Source organism: Roseovarius sp. MMSF_3359, assembly GCF_030733385.1.
GTDB lineage: Bacteria > Pseudomonadota > Alphaproteobacteria > Rhodobacterales > Rhodobacteraceae > Roseovarius.
Genome location: NZ_JASHJC010000006.1, coordinates 55,492 through 70,929 on the forward strand (window position 1 = coordinate 55,492; position 15,438 = coordinate 70,929).

Here is a 15,438-nt window from a genome sequence, read left to right on the forward strand (position 1 = left end):
GGATCGCGAATGGCAAATCACCTGTACAAGAACGACCTTCCCGACGGGCTTGATTTGGGGCCGGTGGTCGCCATCGACTGCGAGACGATGGGGCTGAACCCGCATCGCGACCGGCTTTGTGTGGTGCAGATGTCCGGCGGGGATGGCGATGCGCATCTGGTGCAGGTCACACGGGGCCAGACCGAGGCGCCAAATCTCGCCGCCCTGCTGGAAAACCCGGACGTGCTCAAACTTTTCCACTTTGGCCGGTTTGATATTGCGGCGATGTACCATGCGTTCGGCGCACTTGCCGCGCCGGTCTATTGCACCAAGATCGCAAGCAAGTTGATCCGGACATATACCGACCGCCACGGCCTCAAGAACTTGCTGCAGGAATTGCTCAATGTCGACGTCTCGAAGCAGCAACAATCGTCCGATTGGGGTGCCGAGGACCTGACCGAGGCGCAGCTTGACTATGCCGCATCCGACGTCCTGCACCTGCATCAGCTGCGTGATGCACTCAACATCCGGCTTGAGCGCGAGGGCCGCATGGAACTCGCTCAGGCCTGCTTCGATTTCCTGCCGACCCGCGCAAAGCTCGACCTTGAAGGCTGGCCGGAAATCGACATCTTTGCGCATTGATGGCACTTTCGGACAATCTCTACTCGCGCGTCGTCGCCTGGATGAAAATCATCCTGCCGCTGGCGGCGCTTGGGATCTTGTCCACCTTGTTCCTGATCTCGCGGACCATTGACCCGACCGAGTCGATCCCGGTTGCCCAGATCGACCTTGAACAGCGCGCGCAGGAACTCGGCGCGACGAACCCGTCTTTTGCCGGGGTCACGGATAACGGCGACGAAGTGGCCTTCCAATCGGTGCGCGCCCGTCCCGACCCGGAAGACCCCGAACACCTGCTGGCAACGGATGTGACCGCGCAGCTCAACCTGACATCGGGCGCTGTCATTGACATCACATCCGACAATGCCGACATGCATCAAAGTGAGCTGACCGCGACGCTTGACGGAAATGTGCATATCAGCACGACAACCGGCTATGTCATGACGACAGACGAGCTGTGGACGCGCCTCGATCAGCTTTATGCCGAGACGCCTGGACAGGTTGACGGCACCGGTCCTCCGGGGGACCTGACGGCGGGCAAGATGCTCCTCAAGACGAACCCCGAGACGGGTCAGGCAGAATTGATTTTTACAGAGGGCGTCAAGTTGATATACACTCCCAACGAACCCAAGGAATAATTCCCGTGCATCGTTTTCAGAAACTCGTTTTTGCCCTTTGTGTTTCAATGACACCGGTGATGTCGACGGCGCAGGGTGCACAGGTGGCCTTTGGCAGTACCCAGCAGGACAGCAATCTGCCGGTTGAGGTGACTTCCGATAATCTGAACGTGAATCAGAATGACGGCACGGCCGTGTTCACCGGGAATGTCCTGATTGGACAGGGGCAGATGCGCCTCTGGGCGCCCAGGGTTCTGGTTGTCTATCTCGAAGATCAAAGCGGCATCGAAAGCCTCAATGCAACCGGAGGTGTAACGATTGTCAGCGGCGAAGATGCCGCCGAAGCCCGTCAGGCGGACTATAACGTGCAGACGGGCCTTATCGAGATGTATGGTGACGTCCTGCTAATCCAGGGCGTGAATGCGTTAACCGGCGACAAGATGTTCATCGACACCAAGGCCGGCACGGCCCGCGTGACCGGGCGCGTCAAGACCGTCTTGCGGCCAGAGTCGGAATCCGAGACCGAGTAAATGGTAAAACCAGACTTAAAAATTGCCCATCAGAATACCGGGCTGCAGATCGAGAACCTCCGGAAAAGCTATGCCAAGCGCGTTGTCATTCGCGATGTCTCGCTCAACCTGAACCAGGGTGAGGTCGTGGCCCTTCTGGGCCCGAACGGGTCGGGCAAGACCACGACCTTCTATGCGGTGGCTGGTCTGGTCTATCCCGAGGGGGGCCATGTCACCATCGACGGGCGGGAGGTGACGAACCTGCCCATGTACCGGCGCGCCAAACTGGGCATCGGGTACCTGCCACAGGAGATGTCGATCTTTCGGGGGATGTCGGTCGAAGACAATATCATGGCGATCCTCGACATCTCGGTTTCCCAACGGCACAAACGCCGTGAACGGCTTGAAGAGTTGCTCTCCGAGTTCTCTATCGAACACCTGCGCCGTGCGCCAGCACTGGCCCTTTCGGGCGGAGAACGTCGCCGGGTCGAAATTGCCCGCTGCCTGGCCGCGCACCCCAAATACCTGCTTCTGGACGAACCATTTGCCGGCGTTGACCCGATTTCCGTCGGCGATATCAGGCACCTGGTTGCCGATCTCAAGAAACGCGGCATTGGCGTGCTGATCACCGACCACAATGTCCGCGAAACGCTGGAAATCGTTGATCGCGCTTACATTTTGCACGACGGTAAGGTGCTGATGTCCGGCAACCCGGAAGAAGTGGTCGAAAACGAAAACGTGCGCCGCGTTTATCTTGGTGACAATTTTCGCATTTCCTGATCGCCACCGAAGTGATCGAAAAAGCTGGGCGGATTCCTCCTTCACGCATTGACATCCACCTCAAAACGGGCGTCAATTGGGGCATGACATTTGTGTATCGCGAATTGTCCAACAGAGTCGCCCCGCTTGTCGGGCCGGGTTTCGGGCAAGCATATCAAATGTCTTTTTTCTGCATTCGGAGCTGAATTTCGGGAAGGTGCCTGGCACCCCGCCCGCTGCCGAACTGTCATATGAAGGAGACAAGATGCGCTATCAAATCAGTGGAAAACAGATCGACATCGGCGAGGCGCTGCAAATCCACGTAAAGGACGAACTGGGCGCGGCAGTGGCGAAATATGCAGAACGTCCAACAGACGCCCATGTCACCTTCTCGAAAAGCGCCAGCGAATTCGTTTGCGAATCCGTGGTTCATCTTTCCACCGGTCTGACCGCGCAGGCCAAGGCCCATGCGCATGAAATCTATGCGGCGTTCGATTCCTGCTGTGACAAGATGGAAAAACAGCTCCGTCGATACAAGCGTAGGTTGAAAGATCATCACAACAATCGGTCAGAACCGGTTGAAATCTCCGGAGCCTCCTCTTATATCCTCGCCTCGGAAGGCGAAGAAGCAGAATCAGAACCCGATAGCCTGCAACCGATCATCGTCGCAGAGATGGAAACCAACATCCCGTCTCTGTCGGTAGGTGAAGCCGTGATGCAGATGGAGCTGGCGGGTGCCCCTGTTCTGGTTTTTCGGAAAGAGGGCAAGGATGGATTGAACGTGGTGTACCGTCGCGATGACGGGAACATCGGCTGGATTGATCCGTAAATCTGGGGTTTGGGCAATGTCGCTCTGATCCTGTCGGAGCGACAAGAAAATATGACAATGTCAGTTATCCTCAAACCAGAGGCCGTGCGGGTTCTTTCGTCCGCCAGCAGCAAGAAACGCCTGCTGCATGAAATCGGCGGCATCGCCGAACAGGCCTATGGCGTCGATCATTCCTCTGCCGTCGAGGCGCTCCATGAACGGGAGAGCCTTGGCCCAACCGGCGTCGGGAAAGGCGTGGCCTTGCCGCATGCACGGATCGACGGGCTTGAAAAGGTCGTGGGCGCGCTCGTTCTGCTTGATACACCGATCGACTTCGATGCGGTTGACCGCCAGCCTGTTGATCTGGCCTTCGCGCTTTTCGCCCCGCGCGAGGCCGGTGTCGAACACCTCAAGGCGCTTGCATTGGTCTCCCGCACCCTGCGCGATCAATCCATCTGTGCCAAACTGCGGGCGAACCAGGATCCGGCGACGCTTTATACCATCGTGACGGAATCGCAGGCGGTGCAGGCGGCGTAAGATCCGCCGCTACTGCCAGGCTTCAAACCCGAACATCATGTAGTCGCGCTGATAAGCCGCTTTCGTCAGGCTTTCGATCTCGTCATCGTAGATCTCGGAAAGCGGGAAGGGTGTGTCCGGCGCGGGCTGAACCGGCCGCGGTGGATTTTCGTACCCGAGCTGTGTGGCAAGGGCGGTCAGGTGGCTTTCCATCTCCTCTTCGCGGATCACCCTGTCGGGCACTGAAAACCGGGCCATCCCCTGGATGAGCGAGGTCTGCGAGGCCCAATGGGCATCGACGCGCAACCCGGTCTGGCCGGACAGGTTGGCGCGCAAGAACTCCAGAAACGCGACAAAAGCCTGACGGTGGGCACGCCGGTCATAGGTGGCATCCGGCCAAGACCCCGGAATGGGCAGCTTGTGAAAATTCTTCAGTGTCTTGCGGATATCGGCAAAGGCCTCGTCGTCTTGCTTCAGCACCTTCTCGCAAAACGCCGCATGGGCGCGGGCGACGGGGTGGCGGATCACTGTGAAGCTGCGATGCAGACCCGACCGGCGTTTCCATTGCCGCAGGGCCTTTTGGTTGAACTGCCGCGGCAGATCGCCCGGTGTCACCCCATCAAGCGCCGCGAGCCAGGAACACACCGCGTCTTCGGGACCGGACCGCACCGGCATGTAGAGCAGAGGCGCCGTCGCCCCAGTGACATATCCCGGCACCGCCGCCCCGCGGCGCGGCTCGAAATTGGGGGTCCGCGAGAGGTTGAAGAAATCGGTCTTGGCAAGCGCCTCTTCCATCTCCTGATAGTTCGAGACTTTGCTCTCTAACGGCTTTGGGTTCTGCTTCTTGAGGGAGGCATCAAGCCGGTCCAACTGATCTTCCGCGCCGAGATACCGCGCTAGTCCGTTGATGACATCGACATCCCTGAGATTTTCATAGGCCACGTAAAACGCGGTCTGGCCGGTGATCTGCAGGCAGTTCATCACATGCACCTGAAAGGCCTGCAATTGCCCGAGATATTGTTCAAACTCGGCAATATCAAAGCTGATCTTGCTGTCCCGGCGGCGTTTCACGTTGGTCAGCTTCCACTGCCCCGTGATCTGCGCGATCTTCCACGAGACATAGCTTTCCAAGGGGTTCCGCGTCAGGATCACCTTGGCGCAACGCGGGTCATCCAGGCAAAGCTCCAGCGCCCGAGCATCATGGTCATGGAAAAATCGGAAACCCCCGATGCCGCTCGATTTGTCCCTGATCGTGTTGATCAGGCGTTCTGGATCGGCATCGCGCATCGCCAGGGTCATGTCCCGGATCTCGGTCTGGTTTGGATAGCCGATGAAATGCGGGTTGAATGCCTCGCCATGACATTCGATATCCGCGAACCGGTTCAAATTCGCTTCAAGGAAGTTCGACCCGGTGCGCATCTCGGCAAAGACCACGAAGTAATCGAATTTACCGGCCATCTTGGGTCATCGCACCAGGTAAGGTTTGCGTTTGCTCGGCGCCGGTTCGTGCAGATCATGCGCGACAGGAAAATCGCCCATCAGATAGGGGTGCATGCCCTGGTTCTTGAGGTTCTGGAGGAACTGCCCAAAGCCTTTGAGGTCCGCCATTTTCGGCACCTCCGCCAGGCCCCGGACCTGCTGCTGACCGATTTCGTCGATGATGGTCTGCAGCGGCTCCATCGGCGCCTCGATGAATTCGGCCATCGTCCAGATCCGCACGCGCGCCTTGGACCAGGTCGACCGCAGCGTTTCCAGGTGTTTGCTTTCGATCTGCTGCAACAAGGCTGCCTCGCGCCGGATGTCCGAGAAATTACCGTTCGATTGAAACAGAGGTACGGCCCAGGCGCCGGTGATCACCGACACCTGCGCATTGGGATCCTTCGCGATGTCCCATTCGATCGCCTGATTGTCGCGCGGTCCGAATTGAAAACACTGCCGTTCGCCCCGCGTGTTCCAGATCAGGTTGGCCAGAAAGGCGCGCGGATTGTAGTCGCGGAGCTGCGCGCTGTCGCTGAGCGCGCCGTTGATGACCGACTGCCCGTCGGAAAACTCCGCCCGTTCCGGCGCAAAGAGATGGCCGTGAACCCTCGTACCGGTGACCTTGGCAAGCCAGCCTTCGAAATTCTCGAACAGATCGCTGAACCCTTCGAAAACCGAATATTGCCCGCAGGTCAGCCCGTTTTCGCGGGTTTCCACCGGGAATCGGCTCTGCATATAGAGGCCCGCGCGGCCACGGGTGCGCCGCTCAACCGCCTTGGCGAAGATCCGGTCGATCTTGCCGGGGTTCGGCTCGGTCCGTTTCATTGCGCCGGACGGGTCGGTCAGGAATGCATCATAGAGACGGTTCGCAAACGGCCAGATTTTGCGGGCAACAAAACAGTCCGACCGGCGCAGCAATTGCAGGTGGTCGTCGTAAAAAATATGCGGCTTACCCTGGTAGTCGAATTTCGACAGCGTTAGTGACCTGCTTTCGATCTGGCGGGAGTATTGCCGCGCCAGGGTCTGGAAATAGCTCTCGTCCGGGATCCAGACTTTGCTGAAATACCGGTCATAGGTCTCGCGCTCGGGATCTTGCAGGATCGCCGAAAGGGTCTGCCGGGTCAGGCACCACCACTGGCTGCCCATATGCGGTACGATCCCGTTGGGGATCTTGCGCTTCAGGCCGACAAACCGCTGGAACGCCACGTATCGGTCGAACAGGTACTTGTTCTTGCGCCACGAAAACGGAAACCGCATCGTGAATCGTTCCTGATCCAGCCCGCCGATGGTCCAGGGCACATCCGCGGTGGTCGCGGATTCGATGAAGTCCGTGTGCGGGCGCTCGGCCAGGTAATCGAGAAGCTCCTGCACCGGACGAAGTGGCAGGCAAGATCCGGACGCCAGATAGACATGGCGCACGTCGGGAAATTCATCGAGCATCATTTGCGATGCCTGCTGCGTGGCCGCCACCAGCCCCCACGTTCCCCATTCGCAGCGGTGTCTTTTGCTGAACCGGATGTCCGGTACGTCCGACAGCGCGTTGACGAATGCGTTGTACTCCTTCTGCGGCACGGATTTATCGGCGTGGATCACCAGCGGGCAGCCCGCGGCAGACCAATGCCGAACCACCTGCTCGGCACGATCAAAGGCCGTGTGGACCAGCATGACGATCCCGACACTCACCTTTGCTGCCCTTTTCTCATGCCCAGTTCCCCTTTGACATCAGCCCAAGGATCTCCAATTGGCGCCAGTTTATATACTTTTCGGACCATTTGCACCAAAGCTCTGGGCTCTGGCTCAGGTGCTCGGCATAGGCCTTGTATTCAGCGCCCGATGAATAATGTTGTTTGCGTTCAAGTTCCTCAACGGCCTTGTCGGTGAACGTGTCGATGAATTTGGCGTGGAGTAAAACGCCGCTTGCCTGCTCTCCGCCGAGTTGTTCGTAAACCTTGTTCAGACCGCGCGGCAAAAGCATGTGCGTGGAGCTGACATAGGTGTAGCGCCGGTCCCATTTCACCAGGGGGATCTTGTTGAGTGCGGGTGCCAACCGTGGTGCGTCCTGGAAAAAGACACGCGCCCTGGGTCCGCCTTGGATCCACAGGTTACCGTAGATCGGGTTCTTTTCGATCGTGTAATTGCCGGGATCAAACCAACTTGCGATCTCGATCGGGTTCTGTCCCGATCTATAAGGGACCTGGTCAACGCGTCCCTTCGGATACATGTCCAGCAACATCGCACCAAAAGAGCGTACCTGACTGACGTCCAGCCAATCCGTCAGGGCGCGGATGGGTCGGGTATCGCAGAACGGATAGACGAACAGTTCATCAGGATCGACCACGAGCGTCCAGTGCCCATGGGCATATTTGTTCTGCAACCAGTTCAGCCAGTCGACACCGAAACGGGCGGCCTTGTAGCTGGCCCGCGTGGTCCACAAGGAAACGTCTTTTTGGCCGGCGAGGTATTCACGTCCGCCATCGCCGCTGTCATTGTCGACACAAAGGAAATGCGAGACGCCAAGATCGCGGTAGTACTGCAAGAAATACGGCAGGCGCACCATCTCGTCACGCAGGGTGCAAAAAAGCAGGACATCGCCCGGTTTGATCGCGCCGGTCCGGTCCGCCACCGGCCGCAGCGAGAAATGCTTGCGATACGCCCTGACCTTGTAGCGTTTTCGCCGCAACCTCATGCGATATGATTGCCATAGGCCCAAAAGTCAGATCTCCGGTCCGCGAATGGTCGATGCATAAACATCTAGCTGACTGGCATTAACTAAAAGTTTTTTGATTTCGCAACTCCGCCCTGCACGTTTTGGAAAATATAAGGCAGGTTGCCCGGGTGAGGGAAAGCCCGTGATCCGAGATTGGGTAAATCCGGTAGAAATCCCAAGCGTCTGTTGCGCTTACGCTACCACGTGCCGCGCCGCATCAGACCCAGATCCACCAACTGCCGCCAGCCTGTGTAACGTGTCGAGCCTGGTTGCCAAAGGTCAGGGGACAGCGCGAGAGCATCGTAATACGCATCATGTGCCGCCCATTTCGTATATTGCTGACCGCGCCGCTGGTCCTCTTGCGCCCTGGCGCCGATACCGGGCAAGAACTTGGTATGGAGCAGGACCCCCGATGGCGCATCCGCGCCCATTGGGTCGAAACATCTGTTCAGGTCCGGCGGCAGAGCCACATGGGTCGAACTGAGATAGGCATAGGATTGACGCCATTTGATCAGGGGAACTTTGCTCAGCGTTGGCGACTTGTCTGGGTCATCGCCAAAGAAACACCGTGACCGCACCCCGCCTAGCGTGGTTGTGGTCCGGTGCCTGCCACGTTTCTCGGACCAGTAGCCTGTGGCATCAAACCAGTTCAGGACCGTCAGCGGATCCTGGTCCGAGGTATATTCGAAATCGTCCGGTGATCCCTTCGGATAAAGGTCCAGCATCATGGCCGGCAAAGCCCGCAAGGCGTTCTGATCGAGCCACGCGGTCAGCGGGCCAAGGCCACGTGTGTCCCAATCGGGGTAGATCAGCAATTCATCGGCATCGACGGTCACGATCCATTTGTCATCCGCATATTTCCGCTGCAGCCAGGTCAGCCAGTCCATCCCGAAACGCGCGGATTTGTAGCCATGTTGCGTCCGCCAAAGGGAAACATCCGGTTGCTGATCAAGATAGGCGTCGGATTGATCCGTGCTGTCATTGCTGACAATCAGAAAATGACCGACACCAAGCCGACGGTAGTGCGCCAGAAAATACGGCAGGCGCTGCATCTCGTTGCGGATCGTGGCAAACAGAAGGATCGGCGCATCCGAGATTTCCGTGGCTCTGACCGTCACGCTTTGAAGTTCACGGCGTTTTCGAAAGGCCCGCCACAGCAGGCGTTTTCGTGTCAGGCGCAACCGGTAGCGTGCCTTGAGTGTCAATTCCCCGGACATGTGATCACGCTGCGCAATTGCGCGGATCGGCGCAAGCAAAACCCATCGGTTCTATTTTTGATAATGCCCGGACTGGTGCCAGCGCCAGGCATCGGTGATCATCTGCTTCATCGTGGACCGATGCGGTTTCCAGCCGAGTTCAGCCTCGGCCCGGGTCGAGCCGGAGACGAGCTTGGTGCTGTCCCCCGGGCGGCGCGGCCCTTCGACGACGGGCACGTCGCGATTGGTCACCGCGCCGGATTGTTCAATCACCTCGCGGACGGAGAACCCGGTGCCGGTTCCAAGGTTGAACACGCGGCTGCCCTTCTGATCCTCAAGCCATTTCACGCCCAGCACATGGGCATCAACAAGGTCCATAACATGCACGTAGTCGCGGATGCAGGTGCCGTCCGGCGTGTCATAATCGGTACCGAAAATCGTCAACGCATTGCGTCGGCCGTCCACCGCATCAAGCATCAGCGGCACCAGATGCGTCTCGGGCTGGTGAAATTCACCTACCTGTGCCTCGGGATCGGCCCCGGCGACGTTGAAATAGCGAAAGATCACATGGCGCATACCGTAGGCCGTTTCAAAATCGCGCAGGATATCTTCGATCGCTCGTTTACTGGCGCCATAGGCATTGATCGGATGCTGTTCGCACTCCTCGTCCAGCACCACGTTGTCCTGATCGCCATAGGTCGCGCAGGTCGAGGAAAAGACGACGTTCAGGCATCCCGCCTGCACTGCCGCCTGAAACAGGTTCAAGGAGCCCGAGACATTGTTGTGCCAGTAAAGCCCTGGTTCGCGAATGCTTTCGCCCACCTGGCTGAGCGCGGCGAAATGCATGATCGCTTCGGGTTGGTAGGCGGCGAAAATCTGATCCAGCCGGGCGCGGTCGTTCAGGTCGCCCTTCTCGAAGGGGCCGAATTTCACGGCCTCCTCCCATCCGGTACTCAGGTTGTCATAGGTGACGGGGGTATATCCAGCGGCTTTCAGGACCTTGCAGGCATGTGAACCGATATATCCGGCACCGCCGGTGACAAGGATATTGGTCAATGCCCGCCCCCCGGGGATCTATTGCGCGGCTTTTTCCGAATGGACAACGTCATTCAAATACGCCCAGAGATCGTCGCGAAGTTCATCACGGGCGAGGGCAAAGGCAACCGTCGCCTGCAGGAACCCGGCCTTGGAGCCGCAATCGAACCGCTGGCCTTTGAAGCGGTAGCCATAGACTTCTTCGCCATCTTCGCGCGCATCGGCAATCGCATCGGTCAGCTGGATCTCACCACCAGCGCCGGTGCGTTTCTTGTTGAGCTTCTGCAAGACGGTCGGGGTCAGGATGTACCGGCCAATCACCGCGAGGTTCGACGGTGCGGTGCCAAATTCAGGCTTTTCGACCATCCCCTTGGTCGACACGATCGCCCCCATGTCTTCCTTGATGTCCAGAACACCGTAGGAGGAGGCCTGATCTTCGGGCACTTCCATGGCGGCGACGATATTGCTTTGAGTTTCCTCGAAGGCTTCAACCATCTGCGCCAGGCAGGGTTTGTCGCCTGCAATCACATCATCGGGCAGGATCACCGCAAAGGGTTCATTGGCGATGAGGCGACGTGCACACCAGACCGCGTGACCAAGGCCAAGCGGCTTGTGTTGCCGCATGTAAGCAATCTCACCACTTTCCATATTGGTGGATTTCAGGATTTCCAGCAGCTCATCCTTGCCCTTGCGGCGCAGTTCCTGCTCCAGTTGCGGTGCGTTGTCGAAATAGTCCTCAAGCGCGCCTTTGCCGCGCGAGGTCACGAAAATGAATTCCTTGATACCGGCGGCACGTGCCTCGTCGATCGCGTATTGCACCAGCGGACGGTCAACCAGCGTCATGATTTCCTTGGGCACGGACTTTGTCGCAGGCAGGAAACGTGTCCCCAACCCAGCCACCGGAAATATCGCCTTGGTCACCTTTTTGCGCATTGCCTGCTCCTCAATGCTTAAGTGTTTCAATATTGTACAACACAAACCCATTGTTTGTGTGAAGATTAGGGGGAAAATTAGACATTTTTGGTCTTTTCGATCTCAATAACTGCCAGAAAACGCAGGGTTGCGCAATTATAGGCAGTAAATTGTAATCATTTTCCCTACAAGTCAGGTATTCCTCACTAGGGCATACCCATTTCTTTCATCATGGCTTCGATCCTTGGCACGTCCTCGGGATTGTTCAATTCCCAGAACTGACGCCCTCGCGCTTCAACTTCAACACACAAAACCGCGCGCCCGTTTTCGAGAAACCGCAATTGTTCCAGACCTTCGAGCGATTCTATCGGGCCTGCAGGCCAACCGCTATATGCCGACAGTGCCGAAGGCCGGTACGCGTAGACGCCAACGTGATGGAACACCGGCGTTTCATCGTCGTCGGCATATGTCAGGCCAGTATACGGCACAACTTCCTTGGAGAAATAGAGCGCGTGATGCTGATGGCCAAAAACCGCCGTTGTTCCGCCGACGCGGCCCTGCGCCCGGTCTTCGAGAAAGCCGTTCAGCGCACGGCCATCGCATCGCAGCACAGGTGTCGCAACCTCGGCGGTCGGATCATCCAGCAGCCCGGCAACGAGATCCTCGACAAACCAGTGCGGTGTCAGCGGCGCATCGCCTTGCAGGTTGACCACGATGTCATAGCCGCCGCCCAGGTTTTCCAGTGCTTCGGCGCAGCGTTCCGTGCCGTTCCCACAGGTCTCGGAGGTCATCACGACCTCGGCGCCGAAAGCCTCGGATGCGGCGCGGATCCGGTCGTCATCGGTGGCCACCACCACGCGATCGACACCTTTGACCTGGCGGGCCGCCTCCCAGGACCGCTGGATCAGCGATTTGCTCTCGCCGCTGGCGCCCGTCAGGGCCACGAGCGGTTTGCCGGGATATCGGGTGGAGGCGTAGCGCGCCGGGATCGCAACCAGAACGCTCATCAGGCTTCCTTCAACTCGACCCGGGGCGAATAGGCGATGAAGAAGCTGTTGGCATAGCCGTCCTTGCCATAGACGAGCGGTTGGTGATCGTCGAAGCGGACGACTTTGCCCCCTGCCCCGTGCAGCACCGCATGCCCCGCGGCGGTATCCCATTCCATGGTCCGGCCCACACGCGGGTAGATATCCGCTTCGCCGGTGGCGATCAGGCAGAATTTGAGCGACGATCCCGCGCTTTTCATGTCCTTCACGGCATATTTGTTGATGTAATCATCGGTCGCCTGATCGCGGTGCGACTTGCTGGCCACGACCATCAGGGCGCCATTGTCCGGATCGGAGACGTTGATCGGATTGAGTGTCCCGATACTGCCGCGCGCAAACGGGCCTGCCTCTTCGACCGAACTGCCATCGGCCTGGGTAAAGAACATGCGTTCCTTGGCGGGCGCATAGACCACGCCCCGCGTCGGCACGCCATTCTCGACATAGGCAATATTCACGGTGAAATCGCCGCGGCGGTGGATGAACTCCTTGGTGCCGTCCAGCGGATCGACGATCAGGAAGGTATCGGCGCTTTCCCCGTGGGAGGCGGATTGTTCTTCGGTCACAAGCAAGACGTCGGGAAACGCCGCGCGCAGCCCCGCCGAGATCAGCGCATCGGCCGCCTCATCCGCTTCGGTCACCGGGCTGTCATCCGATTTCACCTTCACGTCGAAATCGTCCGCATTGTAGATTTCCATGATCTTGTCGCCGGCTTCCAGCGCCAGATCCCGCATCACAGTGACGAGCTTTTCGTAGTCCAAATCGCAACTCCCGATTTCGCAGCTATTTGCGCATGTTGATAGTTCATTCGAGGCCCCTTATGGTATGACGCTAACGGGACAGCAAGAAATCCGTGCAAGAAATCGACATGAAGCCACGGGCAAGGGGTCATGTTCCAGCACGTCAAACCAAGATCAAAACTTCATTCGGCGGTTTCTATCGTCGAGTTGATCTATCATTCCGCTGTTCGCGATGTGCGCAAAGGCCATGGAAACGCCTTCTGGGCCTTGGCGAGCAATATCCTGACCACAGTGATTTTCGTCCTCGCCTTCTATCTCATGTTCACGGTTCTGGGCCTGAAGGGCGCGAAACTGCGCGGGGATTTTCTGCTCTATATGCTGTCGGGGATTTTCCTCTATCTCACCCATGTCAAGGCGATGGGGGCCGTGCTGAGCGCCGATGGCCCGTCTTCTCCGATGATGCAGCACGCGCCGATGAATACGATTGTGTCGATTTCCGGTGCCGCGCTCAGCTCCCTTTATATTCAGGTGCTGTCGCTGGTCGTCATTCTCTTTGCCTACCACGTCGGCATCACCCCATTCGAAATCTACAGGCCGATCCCCGCCTTCGGGATGATCCTGCTCGCCTGGTTCACCGGCGTGGCGACAGGGTTGATCCTGATGGCGATCAGGCCGTGGTTCCCGGGTTTCGTGACGATCTTCAAGACGGTCTATCAAAGGGTCAACATGATCGCCTCCGGCAAGCTCTTCGTGGTGAACACGCTGCCGACCTTCATGCTGAGCATCTTTGACTGGAACCCGCTTTTCCACATTATCGACCAATCGCGCGGCTTCGTGTTCGTCAATTACTCGCCACGCTACACCACGGTCGAATATCCGGTGATGATCGGAATCATCCTCATCGTTCTGGGCCTGATGGGCGAATTCTATACCCGGCAATATGCGTCCCGCAGTTGGGAGGCGCGCCGCTGAGCCCCACCCGATGGTTGCCGCTGCACCGCTGAGACCACCGGGTTTCACATAATCCGAAGGCGCGTCCTGCGCCAAAAACGGCTCATCTGAATTTTGCCGAGGACGTTTCGCCATCCGGCAAAACCGCGCTCTATTTTCGGCACTATCCCGCCCGACATTGCCCGCCCCGGGGCGTCGCTCATAGCGTCCGACCTGCATCCGGGCACACTCCTCCCACGACGCCCGGCTCTGCATAACGCAACTTTTCCCGACGATCCGCCCTGATCCGTTCAGAGCGGGTCATCCCGGTCGCCTTGCCGCGACCGGGACGGGGAACCTTTGTCTCGGTGGCGGGCACGTCCCGCCGCATCAACAAGGTGGCCAATATGCCATCAGAAAGGACCTGAAATGTCATTGGCAAATGAACTGGAACAGCAAATGCTGGACCTGATCAATCAGGAAAGAACCAACGCCAATCTTGCCCCTTTGACCTTCAACAGTGCATTGAATGATGCCAGCGAGGATCACAGCACCTGGATGCTGGACACGGACACGTTCTCGCATACCGGTCAGGGCGGTTCCTCCGCGGGCGACCGGATCGTCGATGCGGGCTATGCGCTCGAAGGTAACTGGACCTGGGGCGAAAACATCGGCTGGCAGAGTGAGCGCGGCGAACCTGGTCTGGCCGACGACGTCGCCGATATTCACCAGAGCCTGATGAACAGCCCCGGCCACCGCGCCAATATTCTTAACCCGAATTTCGACGAGATCGGCATCGGGGTTGAACAGGGCGATTTCGAGAGTTTCGACAGCGTCATGATCACCCAGAATTTCGGTGCAACGGACGCGGTCTTCGAGGAACCGGAGGAAGAAGAGGAGCAGCCGCCGGTCATCGAAGACCCCGATGAGGAAGAACCGCCCGTCGCCGAAAACCCCGACGAGGAGATGCCAGACGAAGAGGAACCGCCGGTCGCCGAAGGCCCCAACGAGGAGGTCCCCGAGGAAGAAGAGCCGCCGGTGGCTGAAGGACCCGAAGACGAAACACCGGAGGAGGAAGAGCCGCCGGTCGCCGAAGGGCCTGAAGAAGAAACGCCGGAGGAAGAAGAGCCCCCGGTCGCTGAAGGCCCCGACGAGGAAACCCCCGACGAAGAAGAACCGCCGGTGGCCGAAGGACCCGATGAAGAAACGCCAGAGGAAGAAGAACCTCCGGTCGCCGAAGGCCCGGACGGGGAAACACCTGACGAAGAAGAGCCGCCGGTGGCCGAGGGCCCCGATGACGGGTTCGATGTCGAGCAGTTCCTGGCTGATCTCGGTGATCTTCTCCATGATCTCTTCGACAGCTTCGAGTTCATCGCGGCGGAAGATTGCGACACGATCGACATGGAACCTGACATGCCGGTGGTCGACGTTGACATGCCCATGGAGGATGACATGCCCATGGTCGCCGATGACGAGGCGACTAATGATGACATGGATGCCCCCTGTGGCGACTGGGGTGGCGACAATTTCGACTTCAACGTGTCGATCAACCTCAACTTCAACTGCGATTTCGCCTGATCGCGGTCGGAA

General features: G+C 58.4%; 16 protein-coding genes. 8 read left to right on the forward strand and 8 right to left on the reverse strand.

Translation table 11 applies throughout. From position 1 onward, the window contains the following. The first annotated feature begins 9 nt into the window (after positions 1 to 9). The 6 genes from RBB29_RS10285 (at position 10) to RBB29_RS10310 (ending at position 3,827) form a co-directional block, all read left to right on the forward strand. Complete coding sequence (locus tag RBB29_RS10285) at positions 10 to 621, forward strand: ribonuclease D (RefSeq protein ID WP_306114344.1); 612 nt, start codon at positions 10 to 12, stop codon at positions 619 to 621. Beyond that, positions 621 to 1,235, forward strand: a complete 615-nt coding sequence (lptC, locus tag RBB29_RS10290) for an LPS export ABC transporter periplasmic protein LptC (protein ID WP_306114343.1) — start codon at positions 621 to 623, stop codon at positions 1,233 to 1,235. The genes RBB29_RS10285 and lptC overlap by 1 nt, the downstream gene beginning before the upstream one ends. A 59-nt stretch (positions 1,236 to 1,294) precedes the next feature. Beyond that, positions 1,295 to 1,744, forward strand: a complete 450-nt coding sequence (gene lptA / locus RBB29_RS10295; protein WP_306121145.1) for a lipopolysaccharide transport periplasmic protein LptA — start codon at positions 1,295 to 1,297, stop codon at positions 1,742 to 1,744. Further along, positions 1,745 to 2,503 (forward strand): LPS export ABC transporter ATP-binding protein, encoded by a 759-nt coding sequence (gene lptB, locus RBB29_RS10300; RefSeq protein ID WP_306114341.1) that lies wholly within the window; start codon positions 1,745 to 1,747, stop codon positions 2,501 to 2,503. It abuts the gene before it with no gap. 244 nt (positions 2,504 to 2,747) lie between these two features. Then, positions 2,748 to 3,311, forward strand: a complete 564-nt coding sequence (hpf, locus tag RBB29_RS10305) for a ribosome hibernation-promoting factor, HPF/YfiA family (protein ID WP_306114376.1) — start codon at positions 2,748 to 2,750, stop codon at positions 3,309 to 3,311. Between the two features lie 51 nt (positions 3,312 to 3,362). Then, on the forward strand, positions 3,363 to 3,827 hold the full coding sequence (locus RBB29_RS10310) for a PTS sugar transporter subunit IIA (RefSeq protein WP_306114340.1): 465 nt from the start codon (positions 3,363 to 3,365) through the stop codon (positions 3,825 to 3,827). Positions 3,828 to 3,836: 9 nt separating this feature from the next. Here RBB29_RS10310 and RBB29_RS10315 read toward each other — a convergent pair whose 3' ends face one another. The 8 genes from RBB29_RS10315 to cysQ all read right to left on the reverse strand — a co-directional run bounded on the left by RBB29_RS10315 (position 3,837) and on the right by cysQ (position 12,939). Next, a complete protein-coding gene (locus RBB29_RS10315) occupies positions 3,837 to 5,264 on the reverse strand; it encodes a sulfotransferase family 2 domain-containing protein (protein WP_306114339.1) in 1,428 nt (475 codons plus the stop codon). A 6-nt stretch (positions 5,265 to 5,270) separates the two neighbouring features. Further along, positions 5,271 to 6,968 (reverse strand): beta-1,6-N-acetylglucosaminyltransferase, encoded by a 1,698-nt coding sequence (locus RBB29_RS10320; RefSeq protein WP_306114338.1) that lies wholly within the window; start codon positions 6,966 to 6,968, stop codon positions 5,271 to 5,273. A gap of 16 nt (positions 6,969 to 6,984) precedes the next feature. After that, positions 6,985 to 7,971, reverse strand: a complete 987-nt coding sequence (locus RBB29_RS10325) for a glycosyltransferase family 2 protein (RefSeq protein ID WP_306114337.1) — start codon at positions 7,969 to 7,971, stop codon at positions 6,985 to 6,987. A gap of 218 nt (positions 7,972 to 8,189) precedes the next feature. Next, a complete protein-coding gene (locus RBB29_RS10330; RefSeq protein WP_306114336.1) occupies positions 8,190 to 9,209 on the reverse strand; it encodes a glycosyltransferase family 2 protein in 1,020 nt (339 codons plus the stop codon). 51 nt (positions 9,210 to 9,260) lie between these two features. Further along, positions 9,261 to 10,244, reverse strand: coding sequence for a UDP-glucose 4-epimerase GalE (gene galE, locus RBB29_RS10335; RefSeq protein ID WP_306114335.1), 984 nt, complete (start codon positions 10,242 to 10,244; stop codon positions 9,261 to 9,263). An 18-nt stretch (positions 10,245 to 10,262) separates the two neighbouring features. After that, a complete protein-coding gene (galU, locus tag RBB29_RS10340; protein ID WP_306114334.1) occupies positions 10,263 to 11,156 on the reverse strand; it encodes a UTP--glucose-1-phosphate uridylyltransferase GalU in 894 nt (297 codons plus the stop codon). A gap of 185 nt (positions 11,157 to 11,341) precedes the next feature. Next, on the reverse strand, positions 11,342 to 12,142 hold the full coding sequence (locus RBB29_RS10345) for a 3-deoxy-manno-octulosonate cytidylyltransferase (protein WP_306114333.1): 801 nt from the start codon (positions 12,140 to 12,142) through the stop codon (positions 11,342 to 11,344). Next, positions 12,142 to 12,939 (reverse strand): 3'(2'),5'-bisphosphate nucleotidase CysQ, encoded by a 798-nt coding sequence (gene cysQ, locus RBB29_RS10350; RefSeq protein WP_306114332.1) that lies wholly within the window; start codon positions 12,937 to 12,939, stop codon positions 12,142 to 12,144. The genes RBB29_RS10345 and cysQ overlap by 1 nt, the downstream gene beginning before the upstream one ends. A 129-nt stretch (positions 12,940 to 13,068) precedes the next feature. Here cysQ and RBB29_RS10355 point away from each other — a divergent pair, with 129 nt between their 5' ends. Both RBB29_RS10355 and RBB29_RS10360 read left to right on the forward strand, forming a co-directional pair. Further along, entirely contained in the window at positions 13,069 to 13,890 is an 822-nt protein-coding gene (locus RBB29_RS10355; RefSeq protein WP_306114331.1) for an ABC transporter permease, read from the forward strand. A gap of 387 nt (positions 13,891 to 14,277) precedes the next feature. Next, positions 14,278 to 15,426, forward strand: coding sequence for a CAP domain-containing protein (locus RBB29_RS10360; protein ID WP_306114330.1), 1,149 nt, complete (start codon positions 14,278 to 14,280; stop codon positions 15,424 to 15,426). The last annotated feature ends 12 nt before the right edge of the window (positions 15,427 to 15,438 follow it).

Excerpts from the sequence above, each read along its gene's own strand:
- RBB29_RS10285 (WP_306114344.1), top strand. The coding sequence starts at position 10 with ATGGCAAATCACCTGTACAAGAACGACCTTCCCGACGGGCTTGATTTG.
- lptC (WP_306114343.1), top strand. The coding sequence starts at position 621 with ATGGCACTTTCGGACAATCTCTACTCGCGCGTCGTCGCCTGGATGAAA.
- lptA (WP_306121145.1), top strand. The coding sequence starts at position 1,295 with ATGTCGACGGCGCAGGGTGCACAGGTGGCCTTTGGCAGTACCCAGCAG.
- lptB (WP_306114341.1), top strand. The coding sequence starts at position 1,745 with ATGGTAAAACCAGACTTAAAAATTGCCCATCAGAATACCGGGCTGCAG.
- hpf (WP_306114376.1), top strand. The coding sequence starts at position 2,748 with ATGCGCTATCAAATCAGTGGAAAACAGATCGACATCGGCGAGGCGCTG.
- RBB29_RS10310 (WP_306114340.1), top strand. The coding sequence starts at position 3,363 with ATGACAATGTCAGTTATCCTCAAACCAGAGGCCGTGCGGGTTCTTTCG.
- RBB29_RS10315 (WP_306114339.1), bottom strand. The coding sequence starts at position 5,264 with ATGGCCGGTAAATTCGATTACTTCGTGGTCTTTGCCGAGATGCGCACC.
- RBB29_RS10325 (WP_306114337.1), bottom strand. The coding sequence starts at position 7,971 with ATGAGGTTGCGGCGAAAACGCTACAAGGTCAGGGCGTATCGCAAGCAT.
- RBB29_RS10330 (WP_306114336.1), bottom strand. The coding sequence starts at position 9,209 with ATGTCCGGGGAATTGACACTCAAGGCACGCTACCGGTTGCGCCTGACA.
- galU (WP_306114334.1), bottom strand. The coding sequence starts at position 11,156 with ATGCGCAAAAAGGTGACCAAGGCGATATTTCCGGTGGCTGGGTTGGGG.
- RBB29_RS10345 (WP_306114333.1), bottom strand. The coding sequence starts at position 12,142 with ATGAGCGTTCTGGTTGCGATCCCGGCGCGCTACGCCTCCACCCGATAT.
- RBB29_RS10355 (WP_306114331.1), top strand. The coding sequence starts at position 13,069 with ATGTTCCAGCACGTCAAACCAAGATCAAAACTTCATTCGGCGGTTTCT.
- RBB29_RS10360 (WP_306114330.1), top strand. The coding sequence starts at position 14,278 with ATGTCATTGGCAAATGAACTGGAACAGCAAATGCTGGACCTGATCAAT.